The sequence below is a fragment of the Pseudomonas sp. P5_109 genome (genome assembly GCF_034009455.1).
Classification (GTDB): domain Bacteria; phylum Pseudomonadota; class Gammaproteobacteria; order Pseudomonadales; family Pseudomonadaceae; genus Aquipseudomonas.
The window spans coordinates 2,672,231-2,689,185 of record NZ_CP125380.1 but is presented as its reverse complement, the minus strand read 5'-3'; the positions used below and the strand labels follow the sequence as shown (position 1 = coordinate 2,689,185).

20 protein-coding genes are annotated in these 16,955 nt (G+C 60.6%); 7 read left to right on the top strand and 13 right to left on the bottom strand.

All coding sequences use genetic code 11. From position 1 onward, the window contains the following. Positions 1-10 precede the first annotated feature (10 nt). The 6 genes from benB to QMK54_RS12245 all read right to left on the bottom strand — a co-directional run bounded on the left by benB (position 11) and on the right by QMK54_RS12245 (position 5,706). Entirely contained in the window at positions 11-499 is a 489-nt protein-coding gene (benB, locus tag QMK54_RS12270; RefSeq protein WP_110659277.1) for a benzoate 1,2-dioxygenase small subunit, read from the bottom strand. After that, entirely contained in the window at positions 496-1,860 is a 1,365-nt protein-coding gene (gene benA, locus QMK54_RS12265) for a benzoate 1,2-dioxygenase large subunit (protein WP_320402583.1), read from the bottom strand. Before benA ends, benB begins: the two co-directional genes overlap by 4 nt. Before the next feature lie 283 nt (positions 1,861-2,143). Further along, complete coding sequence (locus QMK54_RS12260) at positions 2,144-3,103, bottom strand: AraC family transcriptional regulator (protein ID WP_320402582.1); 960 nt, start codon at positions 3,101-3,103, stop codon at positions 2,144-2,146. A 168-nt stretch (positions 3,104-3,271) separates the two neighbouring features. Beyond that, the gene (gene catA, locus QMK54_RS12255; RefSeq protein ID WP_320402581.1) at positions 3,272-4,201 is read right to left on the bottom strand and encodes a catechol 1,2-dioxygenase; all 930 of its coding nucleotides are present in this window, start codon (positions 4,199-4,201) and stop codon (positions 3,272-3,274) included. A gap of 55 nt (positions 4,202-4,256) precedes the next feature. After that, positions 4,257-4,547: a muconolactone Delta-isomerase gene (gene catC / locus QMK54_RS12250; protein ID WP_008053771.1), complete on the bottom strand. Its 291-nt coding sequence runs from the start codon at positions 4,545-4,547 to the stop codon at positions 4,257-4,259. A gap of 10 nt (positions 4,548-4,557) precedes the next feature. Continuing rightward, positions 4,558-5,706 (bottom strand): muconate cycloisomerase family protein, encoded by a 1,149-nt coding sequence (locus tag QMK54_RS12245; protein ID WP_223594339.1) that lies wholly within the window; start codon positions 5,704-5,706, stop codon positions 4,558-4,560. Positions 5,707-5,833: 127 nt separating this feature from the next. Here QMK54_RS12245 and QMK54_RS12240 point away from each other — a divergent pair, with 127 nt between their 5' ends. Next, entirely contained in the window at positions 5,834-6,721 is an 888-nt protein-coding gene (locus QMK54_RS12240; protein WP_223594338.1) for a LysR family transcriptional regulator, read from the top strand. A 170-nt stretch (positions 6,722-6,891) separates the two neighbouring features. Here the strand turns inward: QMK54_RS12240 and QMK54_RS12235 are convergent, their stop codons facing one another. After that, positions 6,892-7,131, bottom strand: a complete 240-nt coding sequence (locus tag QMK54_RS12235; protein ID WP_110661748.1) for a DUF1652 domain-containing protein — start codon at positions 7,129-7,131, stop codon at positions 6,892-6,894. A gap of 121 nt (positions 7,132-7,252) precedes the next feature. Then, entirely contained in the window at positions 7,253-8,152 is a 900-nt protein-coding gene (locus tag QMK54_RS12230) for a polysaccharide deacetylase family protein (RefSeq protein ID WP_110661747.1), read from the bottom strand. Between the two features lie 204 nt (positions 8,153-8,356). Here QMK54_RS12230 and QMK54_RS12225 point away from each other — a divergent pair, with 204 nt between their 5' ends. Together QMK54_RS12225 and QMK54_RS12220 are read left to right on the top strand one after the other, a co-directional pair. Beyond that, positions 8,357-9,037 (top strand): SOS response-associated peptidase family protein, encoded by a 681-nt coding sequence (locus tag QMK54_RS12225; RefSeq protein ID WP_110661746.1) that lies wholly within the window; start codon positions 8,357-8,359, stop codon positions 9,035-9,037. A gap of 235 nt (positions 9,038-9,272) precedes the next feature. Beyond that, the gene (locus QMK54_RS12220) at positions 9,273-9,548 is read left to right on the top strand and encodes a hypothetical protein (protein WP_320402580.1); all 276 of its coding nucleotides are present in this window, start codon (positions 9,273-9,275) and stop codon (positions 9,546-9,548) included. Between the two features lie 48 nt (positions 9,549-9,596). Here the strand turns inward: QMK54_RS12220 and QMK54_RS12215 are convergent, their stop codons facing one another. From QMK54_RS12215 to QMK54_RS12205, 3 genes are all read right to left on the bottom strand, one after another. Next, positions 9,597-9,743 (bottom strand): hypothetical protein, encoded by a 147-nt coding sequence (locus QMK54_RS12215; RefSeq protein WP_007978995.1) that lies wholly within the window; start codon positions 9,741-9,743, stop codon positions 9,597-9,599. 66 nt (positions 9,744-9,809) lie between these two features. Next, on the bottom strand, positions 9,810-10,121 hold the full coding sequence (locus QMK54_RS12210) for an AzlD domain-containing protein (RefSeq protein ID WP_015095729.1): 312 nt from the start codon (positions 10,119-10,121) through the stop codon (positions 9,810-9,812). Further along, a complete protein-coding gene (locus tag QMK54_RS12205; protein ID WP_110661744.1) occupies positions 10,121-10,819 on the bottom strand; it encodes an AzlC family ABC transporter permease in 699 nt (232 codons plus the stop codon). Before QMK54_RS12205 ends, QMK54_RS12210 begins: the two co-directional genes overlap by 1 nt. Positions 10,820-10,987: 168 nt before the next feature. Between QMK54_RS12205 and QMK54_RS12200 the strand changes: the two genes are divergently transcribed. The 4 genes from QMK54_RS12200 to QMK54_RS12185 all read left to right on the top strand — a co-directional run bounded on the left by QMK54_RS12200 (position 10,988) and on the right by QMK54_RS12185 (position 14,670). Then, positions 10,988-11,923 (top strand): diguanylate cyclase domain-containing protein, encoded by a 936-nt coding sequence (locus tag QMK54_RS12200; RefSeq protein WP_320402579.1) that lies wholly within the window; start codon positions 10,988-10,990, stop codon positions 11,921-11,923. Positions 11,924-12,208: 285 nt separating this feature from the next. Next, positions 12,209-13,084 carry a 4-hydroxy-tetrahydrodipicolinate synthase gene (dapA, locus tag QMK54_RS12195; protein ID WP_320402578.1) on the top strand — a complete coding sequence of 292 codons (876 nt, stop codon included), beginning with the start codon at positions 12,209-12,211 and terminating at the stop codon, positions 13,082-13,084. A 60-nt stretch (positions 13,085-13,144) separates the two neighbouring features. Next, entirely contained in the window at positions 13,145-13,519 is a 375-nt protein-coding gene (locus tag QMK54_RS12190; RefSeq protein WP_320402577.1) for a DUF2784 domain-containing protein, read from the top strand. Positions 13,520-13,752: 233 nt separating this feature from the next. After that, the gene (locus tag QMK54_RS12185; protein WP_320402576.1) at positions 13,753-14,670 is read left to right on the top strand and encodes a LysR family transcriptional regulator; all 918 of its coding nucleotides are present in this window, start codon (positions 13,753-13,755) and stop codon (positions 14,668-14,670) included. A 3-nt stretch (positions 14,671-14,673) separates the two neighbouring features. Here QMK54_RS12185 and QMK54_RS12180 read toward each other — a convergent pair whose 3' ends face one another. Both QMK54_RS12180 and QMK54_RS12175 read right to left on the bottom strand, forming a co-directional pair. Beyond that, positions 14,674-16,113 (bottom strand): diguanylate cyclase, encoded by a 1,440-nt coding sequence (locus QMK54_RS12180; RefSeq protein WP_411740864.1) that lies wholly within the window; start codon positions 16,111-16,113, stop codon positions 14,674-14,676. A gap of 122 nt (positions 16,114-16,235) precedes the next feature. After that, the gene (locus tag QMK54_RS12175) at positions 16,236-16,763 is read right to left on the bottom strand and encodes a DUF3087 domain-containing protein (RefSeq protein ID WP_223594321.1); all 528 of its coding nucleotides are present in this window, start codon (positions 16,761-16,763) and stop codon (positions 16,236-16,238) included. Positions 16,764-16,955: the final 192 nt, after the last annotated feature.

The window sequence follows — 16,955 nt, the reverse complement described above, 5'->3', positions numbered from 1 at the left end:
GACGGCCGCCTCACAAGTGGTAAACATCGATGACCTGGCGAACGTAGTCGTTCTTCAGGATCACTTTCTTGGCCAAGATCTGCGTGTTTTCACCGCGCACGTCGAGGGTGTAGAAGCTGCTGCCGAAATAGCTGTCGACGGTCTTGTAGCGAAAACTCAGGGTGTGCCAGTTGAAGCGCACCTTGCACAGTCCGTCGGCCTGCTCGAGCAGCTCGATGTTGCTGATGTTGTGGGAGGTGCGGGTGTCCGGCACGCTGGCGCTGGAGCGCTCGGTCTTGATGCGGAAGACGCGGTCTTCAAGGCCGGTGCGGTTGCCGTACCAGATCAGCGAGATTTCCCGCTGCGGGTCCTCGGTCAGTTCGTCGTTATCGTCCCACGATGGCATCCAGTACGTCGCATCGGGGGCGTACATTTCCAGCCATTCGTCCCACTGCCGGTCGTCGAGATAGCGTGCTTCGCGATAGAGAAAATCGCGCACCGCTTCATAGGAAATGGTCATTGCACGTCCTCCACGGCGATCAACTTCGACTGCTCGGCCGCCAGGGCCTTGAGCATGGTCTGCTGCCAGTACTTGTGTTGCAGTACGAACAGGCCTTCGTCTTCGGTGCGCACGCCGCTGAGCAGCGGGTGCAGGTCGATTTCCTTGGCTGCGTCGTCAGCGCCTTCGATCCAGTGCTCGGCGCCCCGGGACATGTCGTTCCAGGTGGTAACGCTGCCCTGGTAGCTGGTCTGGCAGGAGCGGAACTCCTCCAGGTCGTCCGGCGTGGCCATGCCGCTGACGTTGAAGAAATCCTCGTACTGGCGAATCCGGCTGGAACGGGCGTGGTCGCTCTCGCCTTTCGGGGCGATGCAGTAGATGGTGATTTCCGTGCGGTTGACCGAAATCGGCCGGGCGATGCGGATCTGCGAGCTGAACTGGTCCATCAGGTACACGTTGGGGTACAGGCACAGGTTGCGCGAGTTCTCGATCATCCAGTCGGCGCGGGCCTTACCGAAGTCTTGCGCCAGTTCATCGCGACGCTCGTACAGCGGACGGTCCTCGGGGTTGGCCCAGCGGGTCCAGAGCAGCATGTGGCCCTTGTCGAAGGAGTAGAAACCGCCGCCCTGCTTGGCCCAGCTGCCGGCGCTCATGGTCGGGTTGCTGTCACCGGCTTCGCGCTGCTTGCGCTGGTTCTGGGTGGCCGCGTAGTTCCAGTGCACGGAGCTGACGTGGTAGCCATCGGCGCCGTTTTCGGCGGTGAGTTTCCAGTTGCCTTCGTAGATGTAGCTCGAAGAACCGCGCAGCACTTCCAGGCCGTCGGCGGACTGATCGACGATCATGTCGATGATCTTCGCCGACTCGCCCAGGTGCTCGACCAGCGGCAGCACATCGGCCTTGAGGCTGCCGAACAGGAAGCCACGATAGGACTCGAAACGCGCCACCTTGGTCAGGTCGTGGGAGCCTTCGCAGTTGAAACTCGACGGGTAACCGGCGTTGGCCGGGTCCTTGACCTTGAGCAGCTTGCCGGAGTTGTTGAAGGTCCAGCCGTGGAACGGGCAGGTGTAGGAGCTCTTGTTGCCGGACTTGTGCCGGCACAGGGTCGCGCCGCGATGGCTGCAGGCGTTGATGAAGGCGTTGAGCACACCGTCCTTGTTGCGCGCGATGAAGATCGACTGGCGCCCCATGGTGGTGGTGTAGAAATCGTTGATGTTGGGGATCTGGCTTTCGTGGGCCAGGTACAGCCAGTTGCCTTCGAAGATGTGTTCCATCTCCAGGTCGAACAACCGGGGGTCGGTGAACATCTCGCGCTTGCAGCGATAGAGGCCCTGCTCGGGATCGTCTTCAAGCAGGGAATGCACGTATTCGGGTCGCAGGGTCATGGCCGCCGCCTCCATTGTTATTGTTCAGGCAGGGGTCATGCTAGGACGGGGCGATGGGACGGAGTATCCGCTGGGTGCAGACCTTTATCCGTTTTGTGCAGGGGTTTGGCGTTGTGTCAGGCGATATCAATGTTGAATGTGCCGACCTCTTCGCGAGCAAGCCCGCTCCCACATTGGATCTCCTGTGGGCCACAGATCGTGAATACACCGACGCGCTAATGTGGGAGCGGGCTTGCTCGCGAAGGCGTCGGGTCAGGCGACATAAATGCTGGAAGTGCCGGCCTCAATGCCGCCGCTTGAGGGTATCGGACGGTAACTCGCCGAACTGCTTGCGGTAGCTGTCGGAAAACCGGCCCAGGTGCAGGAAGCCGTAGTCCATGGCCACTTCGGTGACGTTGCGCACGTTGCAGGTCGGGTCGCTCAGGCAGGCTTTGATGCGTTCCAGGCGTTTCTGGCGCTGGTAGCTTTTCGGCGTAAGGCCAGCATTGCGCTCGAACAGTCCGTACAACGAGCGCAGGCTCATGTGCGCCTGGCGTGCCAATGCTTCGCTGTCGATGTCCTGCTTGAGGTTATTGGCGATGTAATCGGCAATCGCTTCGAACGTGGCGGCTTGCGAACCGAGCTCAACGCGACTGACATTGGTCTTCATCAGGCTGAGCATCTTGCTGACGATGATCTGCGTGTAGTGCTCCTGCACCCTGGGGATCTGCTCGGTGGATTCGGCCTCCTGGCAGATCATCGCCAACAGGTTGACGAAACCTTCCAGTTCATTGAGCTGATAACGGTTTTCCAGAAACCGCACGCCCTGCCCGGGATAGCGCCAGCGCTGCTCATCGCAGACTGATTCAAACAAGCGGGTCGGGACTTTGAGGATGAATTTTTCGCAATCATCCGAGTACGTCAGGTCCACCGGATCGTCGGGGTTGATCAACAGCAACTCGCCAGGGGCGAAGTAATGTTCCTGGCCGTGGCCGCGCCACAGGCAATTGCCGCGCAGCAGCACTTGCAGGTGATAAATGCTGTCCAGCGCACCGGACGTCACGCGCACACTGGCACCGTAGCTGATGCGGCACAGGTCGAGGCTGGCGAACTTGCGATGGTCGAGACTGGCCAGTGGCTGGCCGGTGCGGGGCATGAGGATGCAATGGTTGCCGACGTGCTGATTGACGTAGCCCGATACCGCGTAAGGGTCGGCATGGTCAAACACCCGGCTGCGCTGACTCAATAGTTGCGCTGGCATCATCAGGTCACTCTCGTTGTTGTTATAGGTTGCGTCGTTTCATTCTAGATCCGAAACCCTTGTAGGAGCGAGCCTGCTCGCGATGGACTCAAGGACGCCGCAGGGCATCAGGTACCCAGCGTCATCGTTGACGTCCATCGCGAGCAGGCTCGCTCCTACAGGGGGCGGTGATCAGTCCTCGAGTGCGCGGACCCGCTCGTGGCGCTGCTGTTCTTCAGGCTGGGCAGACGACTGCAGGGTGAAATCGAACTCGATTTCGGCAAAACGACCGCTGACACCATGAGCCGCCGCACGGGCCTGATCGTCACTGAAGGTGATCTTGGCAATCAGTTCGTCACGGGTGGCGTAGGCGAAATCGTCATGCAGGTACTTTTCGCCATCCAGGTTGATCTGGGTGGTCAGGTGGCGATGATCCGGCGCGGAAATGAAGAAGTGCACGTGCGCCGGGCGCTGGCCATGACGGCCCAGTTGATCGAGCAGTTGCTGGGTCGGACCGTCCGGCGGGCAGCCATAGCCCGACGGCACGATGCTGCGAAAACGATAACGGCCTTCGGCGTCGGTAACGATGCGGCGACGCAGGTTGAACTCCGATTGCGTGGTATCGAAGTACGAGTAGGTGCCACCGGTGTTGGCGTGCCAGACGTCTACGACGGCGCCAGCCAGGGGTTCACCAGCGGTGTTGAACACGCGGCCTTGCATGAACAGGGTCACGCCCGGATCGACGCCATCGTCGAGGCGCGCTTCGCCCTCGGACAGCGGCGCACCGGCCACGTACAGCGGGCCTTCGATGGTGCGCGGGGTGCCGCCGGATTTGCCGGCCTGGTCGTCTTCGGCGTCCATCAGCAGGTCGAGGTAATGCTCCAGGCCGATACCGGCCACCAGCAACCCGGCTTCCTGGCGCGCACCCAGCACGTTGAGGTAGTTGACGGCTTTCCAGAATTCTTCCGGAGTCACGGCGAGGTCTTCGATGATGTTCACCGAGTCACGCAGGATGCGGTAGACCAGCGCCTTGGTCCGTGGATTGCCGGCGTCATTGAGCAGGCCGCTGGCTTCTTCGAGAAATTTCTGGACTTCGGCAGTGTGGGAAATCTTGACGTTCATTTTGAAGGGTTCCTCATCTTGTAATTATTAGCGTAGCGAGCTGAACAGGCTGGGCTCAGCGGTCATCGTCACGGATGGAAGAAGGATGCCGGCACATCGCGTCGATTTCGATGGCCATGTACGGGAACAGGGGCAATTGCATCAGCAGGTCATGCAGTTCCTGAACGCTGTCGACATCGAACACGCTGTAGTTGGCATAGTGCCCGGCGATGCGCCACAGGTGGCGCCACTTACCCTGCTCTTGCAGGCGCTGGGCCAGGGCTTTTTCGTCCGCCTTCAATTTCGCGGCCGCTTCGGGATTCATGTCGACCGGCAGGTTCACGGTCATTTTTACGTGGAACAGCATAATGCTCTCCTCAGGCTTGATGAATGGCGGTGGATGTCTTGTCGCGACGGAAGAACGCCAGGCGCTCTTCATCCAGGCTCAGGCCCAGGCCCGGTGCCTTCGGTACGTGCAGTTCAAAATCGCGGTACACCAGCGGTTCGCTGAGAATGTCTTCGGTCAGCAGCAGCGGGCCAAACAGCTCAGTGTCCCAGGCCAGTTTGTTCAAGGTGACGAAGGCATGGGCCGAAGCCATGGTGCCGATGCCACCTTCCAGCATGGTGCCGCCGTACAGGGCGATACCGGCCGCTTCGGCGATGGAAGCGGTACGCAATACAGCACGCGGGCCGCCGTTCTTGGCAATCTTCAGGGCGAACACCGAGGCCGCGCCTTCGCGGGCCAGGTTGAACGCATCCTCCACGCATTCGATGGATTCATCGGCCATGATCGGCGCCGGGCTCATGGCGTTCAGGCGGGCCATGCCGGCGCGGTTGTTGCGCGAGATCGGTTGTTCGATCAGGTCGATGCCGTTGCTGCCGAGGATCCGGCAGGCTCGAATCGCCACCGCTTCGTCCCAGGCCTGGTTGACGTCGACCCGCACGCTGGCGCGGTCACCGAGGGCTTTCTTGATCGCAATGACATGGGCCAGGTCACGGTTGACCTCACCGGCACCGATCTTCAGCTTGAAGATGCGATGGCGGCGCAGGTCGAGCATTTTTTCCGCTTCAGCGATGTCTTTTTCGGTGTCGCCGCTGGCCAGGGTCCAGGCCACCGGCAGCGCGTCGCGAACACGACCGCCAAGCAATTCACTGACCGGCAGGCCGAGGCGTTTGCCCTGGGCGTCGAGCAATGCGGTTTCGATACCGGATTTGGCGAAGGTGTTGCCACGGATGCTGCGCTCCAGGCGCAACATGGCGGCGTTGACGTTGCCGCTGTCCTGGCCGATCAGCAGCGGCGCGAAGTGCGTGTCGATGTTGGTCTTGATGCTGTCCGGGCTTTCATTGCCGTAGGCCAGGCCACCGATGGTGGTGGATTCGCCGATGCCTTCGATGCCGTCGGCGCAACGCACGCGAATGATCACCAGGGTCTGGTTCTGCATGGTGTGCATCGCCAGCTTGTGCGGGCGGATAGTCGGCAGATCGACGATGATCGTCTCGATCGACTCAATGGCGGTTGCAAGCATTTCGATACCCATCAGGTTCTTGAAGTTCTGGAATCGATTCTCGTACGGCTTTTTTTGTGATGCCAATATAGAATTGGTCTGACTTGATACCTTTAAGGTATGCAACCGATCCGCGTCTGGAGGCTCCATGGAACTGCGTCACCTGCGTTATTTCCAGGTATTGGCTCAAACCCTCAACTTCACCCGCGCCGCCGAGCTGCTACACATCGCCCAACCGCCCCTGAGCCGGCAGATCCAGCAACTGGAGGACGAGCTGGGGGTGATGTTGCTGGAGCGCGGCCGACCGCTGAAATTGACCGATGCCGGACGTTTTTTCCATGAGCACTCCACCGCCCTTCTCGAACAACTGAACAAGGTCTGCGACAACACGAAGCGTATCGGGCTGGGTGAGAAAACCTGGCTGGGTATTGGTTTTGCGCCGTCGACACTGTATGGCGTGCTGCCGGAGCTGATCCGCCGGCTGCGCAGTGGCGAGCCGCTGGAGCTGGAATTGGGGCTGTCGGAAATGACCACCCTGCAACAGGTGCAGGCGTTGAAGGCCGGGCGCATCGACATCGGTTTCGGGCGGATCCGTATCGACGACCCGGCCATCATCCAGACCGTGCTCACCGAAGACCGCCTGGTCGCCGCCCTGCCCGCCGGCCACCCGTTGCTCGCCGGCCCCATCAGCCTGCGGGAACTGGCCAGGGAACCCTTTGTGCTGTACCCCGGCAATCCACGGCCGAGTTACGCCGACCATGTGATCGCGTTGTTCGAGTCCTATGGCGTGAGTATCCACGTCGCGCAATGGACCAACGAGCTGCAAACGGCGATCGGCCTGGTGGGGGCAGGCATCGGGGTCACGCTGGTACCGGCCTCGGTGCAGTTGCTGCACCGCGACGACATCGGCTTCACCCCGCTGCTGGAAGACAACGCCACTTCGCCGATCATTCTCAGCCGACGGGTGGGCGATGTGTCGCCGGGGTTGAACCATTGTTTACGGATGATTGATGAGCTGCTGCCGCCAGCAGCTTAAGGCAATAGAACAGGCAATGATCACCTGTGGCGAGGGAGCTTGCTGTGGCGAGGGGGCTTGCCCCCGTTGGGTTGCGCAGCAGCCCTAAAACCGCGCGGTGCATGAGTTTGCGACGGCTGCGCCGCCGAACGGGGGCAAGCCCCCTCGCCACAGGTCAGTGTTCACAGGATTCAGCCCGCAAAAGCCCGGCGCCCTGCCTTCATCTCGGTACGCAACTCGCCGACAAAGTCCGAGATGGCGCGCACGCTGGTCAGCTCCGCCGTCGAAACGCCGCAGATCAACAGCTCCACCCGCTTGCTGACGGGTTCGTAGACCTCGATGCGCAGCAGTCCTTTGTTCTCCGTGCATTCGCACGACAGCGGCGCAAAACCGGACTCAACAATGTTGCAAAGAACTGAAATTGGAAGCATGGCCGGTCCCTCGGGCGACAGTCATTTCGGTTGGATCCGTTTCAGCATAGTTACACTTTCCGGCTCTGCAACAGAATCATTCGCAATTAGTGTTATCCAGCTCTCACTTTCTGCAGGTTTTTTAACGGGCGTTCGCACCCCAGATCCAGTTCCAGAACCCCGGCAACTCGACCGGCTGCGAACCGTCGCGCACGGTTCGCGCCATGGCCGCCCGCAGCAACGCCGCCTGATCATCGTAAAACGGCTTGTCCGCGGTTTTCACCCCGGTCTCCCGGGCGCTGTCGAGCAGTATCTGCAAGTATTCGCGGGTATGCCGGGCGGTGTAACGGTTGAGGTCGTGGAAGGTCACCACCACCGGAATCACCCCATCGACCACCGGCAATTCGCCGCGGGCGATGCGCTCGCGCACTTCGGACATCGAGCGCAGCATGTGCGAGCGGCGTCGCGGGCTGGCGTTGAAGCCCCAGATCTTGCCGTCATTGGCGCTCAGGTCCGTCAGCAGTACATGCAGGCCATGCTGCTGATAAGCGGCGAAGGTGCGTTTGTCGTAGTTCCAGAATGGCGGGCGCAGCAGGACTGGCGGGGCGCCGGTAATCGCCGCGATGTCGGCACTGCCATCAGTCAGGGCCTGCTCCAGCTCTGGCGGATCGAGGGAACGATGATTGGTGTGCCAGGGCGTCGCCGTGTGGAAACCCAGGATATGACCTTCGGCGTGTTCGCGCCGCATGATGTCCCGACCCAACTCGCTACCGCCGGCTCGCGGTGCCCGGGTTTGCACGAAGAACACGGCCTTGATCCCCGGTTGCAGCGGGTTTTGCGCCAGGCTCTCAAGCACCGTGACGGTCGGATTCCACCAACTCGATGCACTGGGACCGTCATCGAAGGTCAGCAAAAAGCGGATGGGGGGCTGTGCACTCAGACGCTGTTCGGTCTGCGCGGTCATTTCGATGGGCGCCGCGATGCACCCCAACAGACCGGCAGCCATCGCGCATACCGTTAAAACCTTGAACAAGTGCTTCATGTTTTGCCTTGGGTCAGACCATCAGGGTCACGCTTGAATTGGCCAGTATCCTTCGCCGGATCATCCGTCCTTCCCCCATTTGGGCGGCGGGTCGAGGTTGGATAGGGTACACAGGGTTTGGTTCCGGTGCTTGCCAGGCCTGTTTCGTCTCGAGCTACTAAACTGAAGTCTCCGGTCAGAGCGTCTCAACCAGAGTGTCAGGCCATGTGCGGACGACTGTCGCAATACCGTGGAATCCACGACTTCGTGGCGGTGCTGAGCATCCCCGACGCGCTGATCAACCACGTCGGCAACGAACCCCTGGCGCACTATAACGCCGCGCCCACCACGCCACTCGCCCTGCTGCATCTGGAGAATGAGCGTCTGCATGCCGACGCCGTGCGCTGGGGTTGGCGCCCGCACTGGGCGACGGATCGCGTGGCGCCGATCAATGCGCGGGTCGAGAAAGTCGCCCACGGCCCGTACTTCCGGGCCATCTGGCCGCATCGCGCGATCTGCCCGATTGATAACTGGTTCGAATGGGTCGACGCCGGTGACGGCAACAAACAACCATGGTTGATTCGCCGACGTGACCGCAAGCCGGTCTTTTGCGCGGCGATCGGCCAATACCCCATTGGCGGAGCCCCGCACAGGGAGCATGACGGTTTCGTCATCCTCACGGCCGACAGCGCAGGCGGCCTGCTCGATGTGCATGACCGACGCCCGGTGGTGTTTTGCCCCGAGCTGGCGCGGGAATGGCTGGACCCGGCCACGCCCAAGGAACGCGCCGAAGAAATGGCGTTATCTCAAGGCGAAATCAGTGATGTATTTGAGTGGTACAAGGTGGACAAGGCCGTCGGCAATGTCAGGAACCAGAGCGCTGCGCTGATTAAGCAAGTTCCATGAACTTATCGATAACGGCAGTAAAGCGGTCATTAATATCAGCATTAACCGACTGTTTCATTCTCTTAACAACAGCAACTGGAACGTTTGTACCGCCTGTCAGACTCCATAGTCGAAATAGATACAATCGCGGTGACTACAGCTAGCATTCGCGCCGAATTTCCCGCAACACCATTAGTTGACCAAAGAGTCAGCGATTAAGGAAATCCTAAAACAACAAGCCTTGCAGAGAACCAAATTGCGCGACGACTATGAAAACGATCAAGTCGTGGGCCTGGCGTGCGTTCATCTTACAAAGACGGAGCACTACCAACTCGACTACTTTATCAAGCAATACATTCAAACCCGCAACCTTCGATCTGTTCCCGATATCCATGAAATCCTGAGTTCAACCCTTGAACATTACCCGGGTAAACCGCCGGTGATGGTCAACGAACTGAACGCCTGGATCGACAAGACATTGGGATACCGCGCAGCCCACCCCGAATTTCCAGAAGTCATGGAACAAGGGTGATCACGACAAAGCCCCGCTCAAAAGGCGGGGCTTTGTCGTATGCGTCGGTCAGAACTTGCGGTCAGGTTCTGACAGTTCCGTACCGTCGTCAGGATGCTTCCAGTCCGGTACCGAACGCTTCTGCTGCTCAATCTCTTCTTCCGTAGGTTCGTCCACGTCCTCTTCCGGGTCCGGACGCTTGGGTTCATTGGCCATGTTCACCTCTCTTCCTGAAGGGATCGGTCATCAATCTTAAGCGTAGAACAGATCCCCCTGCCCCGCTCACAGCCACCAGCGCAGCAAAAAGAAGAAGCCCATGCTCAACAGCATGCTGAGCAAGGTATTGCGCGTGTACAGCACCAGCCCGACCGCCACCAGCGAGCTGATCAGATAGGGATTGTCCCAGTGCAGGTTCAGCTGTTTCTCCGGCATGAATACAATCGGCCCACAGATCGCGGTCAACATGCCCGGCACGGCAAACCCGAGGAACTGCCGGGCATTGCTGCTCAGGCGTACCGGCAGTCGCGGCTCCAGAAAAACATAGCGGTTGAGGAACACCAACACGCCCATTCCGACAATCACTGCCCAGACCATCATGTGCGACCACCGTAGAATTTATTGCAGACAAACCCGGCGGTCATGCCCGCCAGCCCCGACAGCACCAGGGCCGAACCCCATTGCCAGTAGCTGAACAGCACCGAGCAGAACAGCGACACTGCCACGCACACCACGGTCGGCACGTTGCGCACCACCGGGGTGATCAGGGCAATGAAGGTGGCCGCGATGGAGAAATCCAGGCCCAGGTGTTCAAGGCCGGGAATGCTGCTGCCGAGCACAATGCCTGCCAGGGTGAAGAGGTTCCAGGCGATGTAGAACGTCAGGCCCACGCCCAGGGCGTACCAACGGTTGAATTGCTGTTTGTCGTGCTGGCTGGTCAAGGCGAACAGCTCATCGGTGAGCAAGAACCCCAGCCCTGCACGCCAGCGCCCCGGCAACGGCGAGATCACCGAACGCAGGCTCATCCCGTAGAGCAAATGCTGGGAGGTCAGCAGCAAGGTGGTGAGCAGGATCGAAAAGATCCCGGCACCGCCCTTGAGCATGCCGATGGCCACCAGTTGCGCGGCACCGGCAAACACAATGCTCGACAAGCCCTGGCCTTGCAGGGGCGTGAGGTTGGCTTCGATGGCCATGGAGCCGGCCAGCAAGCCCCAGGGCGCGGTGGCCAGGGACAGCGGCATGATCGCGGCGGCCCCGCGCAGAAAGGCACTGCGCGGCATGAGTGAGTTGGACATGACGCTCTACAGACAGGGAAAGACCTGAGACTGTGCCAGCAGTCGCCGGCGAAGGCTTGAACAATCTTGCTCACTGCTACGACCGCGTGCCATTCATCGGCTGCCCGCTTGATTCGCCAAGGTGGTAGCAACATGATGGCCCAGCATTTTCATCGAGGCAGGCCCTTCATGAGTTCAGTCGAAACCGACAGCGACGTATACAAAACCCTGCTTGAGTCGACCAAAGCCATTCCCTGGCGCATCGACTGGAAAACCATGACGTTCAGTTACATCGGGCCACAGATCGAAGAACTGCTGGGCTGGAAGCAGCACAGCTGGGCTTCGGTCAATGACTGGGTCGAGCGCATGCACCCGGATGACCGCACCTACGTGATGGACTTCTGCGTCTCGCAATCGCGGGCCGGCATCGATCACGAGGCCGACTATCGCGCACTGACCGAAAGCGGCGAGTACGTGTGGATCCGCGATGTGGTGCACGTGGTGCGCAAGGACGGTGAAGTCGAGGCGCTGGTGGGTTTCATGTTCGATATCAGCGAGCGCAAGAAAACCGAAGAACACCTGATCCGCCTGCAAAAGCAGCTAGAAGAGTATTCCTTCCAGGACGGCCTGACCGGCATCGCCAACCGGCGCATGTTCGACACCGTATTGGAACGCGAGTGGAACTCAGCCCAACGCACCGGCTTGCCGTTGTCGGTGATCGTGCTGGATATCGATTACTTCAAGCAGTACAACGACCATTACGGCCACATCAAGGGCGACGAATGCCTGCGCCGCGTCGCGCAAACCCTGTCGATGGCGGCCAATCGACCGCGGGATTTCATCGCCCGGATCGGCGGTGAAGAGTTTGTCTGGCTGCTGCCGGAGACCGATGCCGAATCCGCCAGGCTGGTGGCGCACAAGTGCCTGCACCTGATTCGCCAGCAGCAGATCGCCCATGAATTCTCGAACGTTTCGCGGCTGCTGAGTGTCAGCCTCGGCGTCGGCACCACCCTGGCATCGATGCATGCGACGGCCCTGGAATTCGTCGAACAGGTCGATCATCTGCTCTACAAGGCCAAGCACAATGGCCGGATGCGCGCCGAGTTCGCTGACTTTCGTGATTGACAAACGGCGCGCCGCCTTTTAAAACTGGGCGCCTCACTCAGGGTGTAAGCAAGTATGTCCGCAACCTTCAACCTCAACACTTCCGTCATTGGCTTGATTGCCAAGGCGCAAGGTTGCGTTGCGCACACCCTCAAATCGAAGAAACAGTCGCTCATGTGACCGGGGCGCGCTGTCCCGTCAGATGAGCTGACAGGACATTGAGCGCGACGGACCACCCTCCCCTTGCTTACTCTCCTTCCATGCCCCTGACGGTGACGAAATCGGTCAACCATCAGGAGAAAGTGCATGTCTGCGTTTCAAGGTATCTGGGTTCCACTGGTCACCCCCTTCCACAACGGCGCCATCGATTTCGTCGGCTTGCGCCGGCTGGTCAGCCATCTGCTGGAGAACGGCGTCGACGGCCTCATCGTGTGCGGCACCACCGGCGAACCGGCGGCGATGGGCAAACATGAGCAACTGGCCGTGCTCGATGCGGTGCTGGAGCTGGTGCCGGCGCAACGGGTGGTCATGGGACTGGCCGGTAACAACCTGAGCGAGCTGTTGCAATTCCAGAGCGAGATCCTCAAGCGCCCGGTGGCTGGCCTGCTGGTGCCGGCGCCGTATTACATCCGCCCGTCCCAGGCCGGCCTCGAAGCGTTTTTCCGCACGGTCGCCGATGCCTCCAGCGTGCCGCTGATTCTCTACGACATCCCTTACCGTACCGGCGTGGCCTTCGAACAGGCGACCCTGCTCAACATCGTCGCCCACGAGCGCATCGTCGCCATCAAGGATTGCGGCGGCAACTTTTCCAACACCCTCGCCTTGCTCAACAGCGGCCAGGTCGATGTGCTGTGCGGTGAAGACAACCAGATTTTCAACGCCCTATGCCTGGGCGCCAAAGGCGCGATTGCCGCGTCGGCGCATGTCCATCCGCAACTGTTCGTGCAGTTGTACCAACAGATCCGCGACAACCAATTGGCTGAAGGCCGCGCCACGTTTTTCCGTTTGCTGCCGCTGATCAACAGCCTGTTCCTGGAGCCCAACCCGGCCCCGGTGAAAACCGCGCTAGCCCTGCAAGGCTTGATCGGTGACGAACTGCGGGCACCGATGCAACGCAGCAGTGAATCGATGACCGAGCGTTTGAAGGACGTGCTCAGCGCATTGGCCCGCGACAATCGATAGAGCCCCCGCCACCGGCCCGAGTACCATGGTGCGATTCGTCCAGCCTTCAGAGGCACCGCCATGCTGTACCGAATCGCCGCCGACGGGCTGCTGCTGGTTCACTTGCTGTTCGTTGTGTTCGTGCTGTTCGGCGGCTTGCTGGTGCTCAAATGGCGCCACCTGATCTGGTGGCATCCGCCGGCCGCGTTGTGGGGTATGGCGGTGGAATTCTTCCACCTGCCCTGCCCGCTGACCGACTGGGAAAACCGCCTGCGCCAAGGGGCTGGGCAAAGCGGCTATGACGGTGGATTCATCGAGCATTACATTTGGCCGGTGATTTATCCGGCGGGCCTGACACCCGGTGTTCAGCTGGGGTTGGGGGGTGTGGTGTTGGTGATCAATGTGTTGGTCTATCTTCGAGTGATCCGCCAATGGCAATTACGCCGAAACCTGTAGGAGCTGGCTTGCCAGCGATGGATCGGGAGACTTGCATTGCGCTTGCGGACGTCATCGCCAGCAAGCCGGCTCCTACACGGATGCAGGACAGGCTCGCTGCTCGAGTCCATCCGCGAAACCTGTAGGAGCTGGCTTGCCAGCGATGGATCGGGAGACTTGCATCGCGCTCGCGGACGTCATCGCCGGCAAGCCGGCTCCTACAGGGTTGCGATTTTCGTTTGAGGATTGTGCACATGCTGTCGACCGAAGACCTGGCACTGCTCGAGGCCATCCGCGAAACCGGCAGTCTGTCGCGGGCGGCCGCGCACCTGGGCAAGGCGCCGTCGACCGTGTCCTACGCGGCGCGGCAACTGGAGGAGCGTTTCGATGCGTTGCTGTTCGACCGCCGCCGCTACCGTTTGCAACTGACTCCGGCGGGCGAGTTGCTGGTCAACGAAGCGGCGCGGTTGATGCAGGACGTCGCGCGCCTGACCCAACGGGTCCGGCAGGTTGCCAATGGCTGGGAGAGTCGCCTGTGGATCGTCACCGACGAACTGCTGGAGTTCGAGACCCTGATCCCGGTGATCGACGAGTTCGATGCGCTGCAATCCGGCGTGCCGCTGCGCATCACCCAGGAAGTCCTCAAAGGGGTCTGGGAAGCCCTGCGTGAAGGCCGGGCGGACCTGGTCATCGGCGCCACCAATGAACCGCCAGCCATTGCCAACTTGCGCTGGATGCAACTGGGGGAAATGCAATGGGTGTTTGCGGTGTCGCCCAGACACCCGCTGGCCAAGGCCAAGGGCCCGATTACCCGGGCCATGGTCGCGCAGCATCGGGCGATTGTGGTGGCCGATTCATCAAGGGTCACCGAGGGCAGCACCTACGGCGTCACCGGCGGGCAAACGGTGCTGGCCGTGCCGAGCATGCGCGCAAAAATCCTCGCCCAGTGCCATGCGCTGGGGGTGGGTTGGCTGCCACGGCACCGGGTGGGTTCGTTGCTGGAAAACGGCACGCTGGTCGAGAAAACGATGGCCGACCCGCGTGAGCCGAACATTCTCTACGCCGGCTGGCGTGGCGATCATGACGGACGCGCCCTGGGCTGGTGGCTGGAACAGCTGAAAAAGCCCTTCCTGGCCACCCGACTGGTTGAGGGAACGGACCGGTTCATCTGACGTTCAGTTGGCAATCACGCTCATGTTCCGCCCACTGGCCTTGGCCACGTACAGCGCCTTGTCCGCCGCACCAATCAGTTCTTCGGGGCGGAGCTGGGACCCGGCATTGCAGGCACACACGCCGATGCTGACAGTCACCGCGCCTTGCGGGCTGTCGCTGTGGGCAATTTCAGCCTGCAGCACCGCGCGGCGAATTTTCTCCGCCACCAGAAAGGCTCCCACGTAATCGGTGCCGGGCAGCACCACCGCAAACTCCTCGCCACCATAACGGGCGGCGAGGTCACCCGGGCGCTTGATGTTGTTCGTGATGATCGCCCCGACCTTGCGCAAACACTCATCACCGGCCAGGTGGCCGTAGCGGTCGTTGAACGGTTTGAAATGATCGACATCGATCATCAGCAGCGCCAGCTCGGTCTGGCTGCGTCGGGCACGGCCCATTTCGGCGTCGATGAAAGCGTCGAGCTGACGCCGGTTGGCCAACCCCGTCAGTGCGTCCTTCAGGGCCAGGCCTTCGAGGTTGCGATTGACCTCCAGGAGCTTGTCCTGGGTGTCCAGCAACTCGACCTGCACCAGGTTCTGCTGCTTCATCAGCTTGATAAGCCGCAACCCCAGCACGCCGAGAACACTCAGCAGCAGCGTGACGATGCCGGCGCTGAGTAGCGTTTCCTTGCGCCAGCTGGCCAACACTTCACTCTTGTTCAGCGCGACAAAGACGATCAGCGGATAACCCTCGACCCGACGATAGCCCGTCACCCGCTCGACACCGTCGATAACCGACGTGATCGTGGCCGTGCCCGCATCGCCCTTGGGCAACAACTGGGTGAACAACGGACTCTTGGCCAGGCTGGTGCCGATCTCCGTTTCCTTGAAGGGCCTGCGGATGACAATGCTGGCATTGTCGGCGATCAGGTTGATCACGCCGTTACTGCCCATGTCGATGCTGTCGTAGAGCTGCAGGAAATGACTCAGGTAAATCGTCGCCAGCGCCACCCCGGCAAAGCTGCCGTCGGGATGATTGACCCGGCGCGAGACCGTCAGGATCCACTCGCCGCTCGAACGGCTCTTGATCGACGGCCCGATGTGCGGCCCGCGGCTGGGGTTGTCACGATGGAAAATGAAGTATTCGCGATCGGAATTGTTGACGCCGGTCTGGCCGGCGCCATTGGAATTGGCGAGCCACTGGCCGTTTTCGTCGAAAACGAACAAGCCATGGAGCTGGCTCAACTGATCGCGCTGGGCGTTAAGCAATTGCGGCAGCCGGGATTGATCGACACCCTCGTGTTCCAGACGATCGACCAGGGTGAACAGCAGCGTATCGGCCTGCTTGATCGTGGCCTGCGCTTGCGACGCCAGGGTCTGCGCAAGGTTGGACATCACCACTTCCTTGTCATGCAGGTGGTACTGGCGTGAGCTCCAGGCTTCCCAGATCACGATAGCCACCATCGACAGGCACACCGCCACCAGCAGGGTCACCGCCGAGCGGACCTTGAGCCGGGGCACGGCTGGCCGGAATACTTCAATATGATCGTTGATCGACGAATCTCCCCTGGTGCCTGGCAAAGATGTTAGCGCGACATCTGCTTCAGCGCCTCCAGCCACGCCGGATCCAGTCGCGTCTGCTCTGTATCGATGCCCAGCGCTTGCATTCGTTCCTTGTGCCGGTCCATTTCGCGGATCAACTGACTGTGATCGCTGGAGTTGCCATCGAGCTGATGCATCTGGTTCAAGCCCAAATGGTAGAAACGCAACAGCTTCATCGCAACCGGATCCCCCTTTTCCACGGCCGCCGTTACATGATGCATGACATTGGTGATGCTCATCAGGCTGCGCTTGAGTTGCCAACTGTAGACCGCGGGCTGCATCCATTCCTGGCGCCAGAACACTTGGCGCATCAGTGCCGCCATCGCCAGCACCGCGACAAACACGCCGCCGACGTTGAAGCGCAGGTTGTCGCCCCCCGGCGTGCCGAACAGGGCCACCGCCGCCGTCGACAGGAGCATCGCCAGCGCCAGGAAAATCAGGGCGATGATGACTGTGCTGCGCCGTGTCTGTTGCCGGTAGGTCTGGGCGTTCATCGGCTGGATTTCGAACATTGCGTCGGGTTTCCTGAGCTTCAATGGTAAAAAGGGGTCCGGGGCAAAAAGACTGCGGGCCATTATCGCCTCTGCGAGGGATTTAGCTATGCTGGGGCTCCTTTTCATCTTTTCATCGTCAAGCGGGGACATGGCGAGACCGCGCAGTTCGTGCCATCTTCTTTCATGAATACACATTATTCGGATGCCATT

Excerpts from the sequence above, each read along its gene's own strand:
- benB (WP_110659277.1), bottom strand. The coding sequence starts at position 499 with ATGACCATTTCCTATGAAGCGGTGCGCGATTTTCTCTATCGCGAAGCA.
- benA (WP_320402583.1), bottom strand. The coding sequence starts at position 1,860 with ATGACCCTGCGACCCGAATACGTGCATTCCCTGCTTGAAGACGATCCC.
- QMK54_RS12260 (WP_320402582.1), bottom strand. The coding sequence starts at position 3,103 with ATGATGCCAGCGCAACTATTGAGTCAGCGCAGCCGGGTGTTTGACCAT.
- catA (WP_320402581.1), bottom strand. The coding sequence starts at position 4,201 with ATGAACGTCAAGATTTCCCACACTGCCGAAGTCCAGAAATTTCTCGAA.
- catC (WP_008053771.1), bottom strand. The coding sequence starts at position 4,547 with ATGCTGTTCCACGTAAAAATGACCGTGAACCTGCCGGTCGACATGAAT.
- QMK54_RS12245 (WP_223594339.1), bottom strand. The coding sequence starts at position 5,706 with ATGCTTGCAACCGCCATTGAGTCGATCGAGACGATCATCGTCGATCTG.
- QMK54_RS12240 (WP_223594338.1), top strand. The coding sequence starts at position 5,834 with ATGGAACTGCGTCACCTGCGTTATTTCCAGGTATTGGCTCAAACCCTC.
- QMK54_RS12235 (WP_110661748.1), bottom strand. The coding sequence starts at position 7,131 with ATGCTTCCAATTTCAGTTCTTTGCAACATTGTTGAGTCCGGTTTTGCG.
- QMK54_RS12230 (WP_110661747.1), bottom strand. The coding sequence starts at position 8,152 with ATGAAGCACTTGTTCAAGGTTTTAACGGTATGCGCGATGGCTGCCGGT.
- QMK54_RS12225 (WP_110661746.1), top strand. The coding sequence starts at position 8,357 with ATGTGCGGACGACTGTCGCAATACCGTGGAATCCACGACTTCGTGGCG.
- QMK54_RS12215 (WP_007978995.1), bottom strand. The coding sequence starts at position 9,743 with ATGGCCAATGAACCCAAGCGTCCGGACCCGGAAGAGGACGTGGACGAA.
- QMK54_RS12210 (WP_015095729.1), bottom strand. The coding sequence starts at position 10,121 with ATGGTCTGGGCAGTGATTGTCGGAATGGGCGTGTTGGTGTTCCTCAAC.
- QMK54_RS12205 (WP_110661744.1), bottom strand. The coding sequence starts at position 10,819 with ATGTCCAACTCACTCATGCCGCGCAGTGCCTTTCTGCGCGGGGCCGCC.
- QMK54_RS12200 (WP_320402579.1), top strand. The coding sequence starts at position 10,988 with ATGAGTTCAGTCGAAACCGACAGCGACGTATACAAAACCCTGCTTGAG.
- dapA (WP_320402578.1), top strand. The coding sequence starts at position 12,209 with ATGTCTGCGTTTCAAGGTATCTGGGTTCCACTGGTCACCCCCTTCCAC.
- QMK54_RS12190 (WP_320402577.1), top strand. The coding sequence starts at position 13,145 with ATGCTGTACCGAATCGCCGCCGACGGGCTGCTGCTGGTTCACTTGCTG.
- QMK54_RS12185 (WP_320402576.1), top strand. The coding sequence starts at position 13,753 with ATGCTGTCGACCGAAGACCTGGCACTGCTCGAGGCCATCCGCGAAACC.
- QMK54_RS12180 (WP_411740864.1), bottom strand. The coding sequence starts at position 16,113 with ATGGTGGCTATCGTGATCTGGGAAGCCTGGAGCTCACGCCAGTACCAC.
- QMK54_RS12175 (WP_223594321.1), bottom strand. The coding sequence starts at position 16,763 with ATGTTCGAAATCCAGCCGATGAACGCCCAGACCTACCGGCAACAGACA.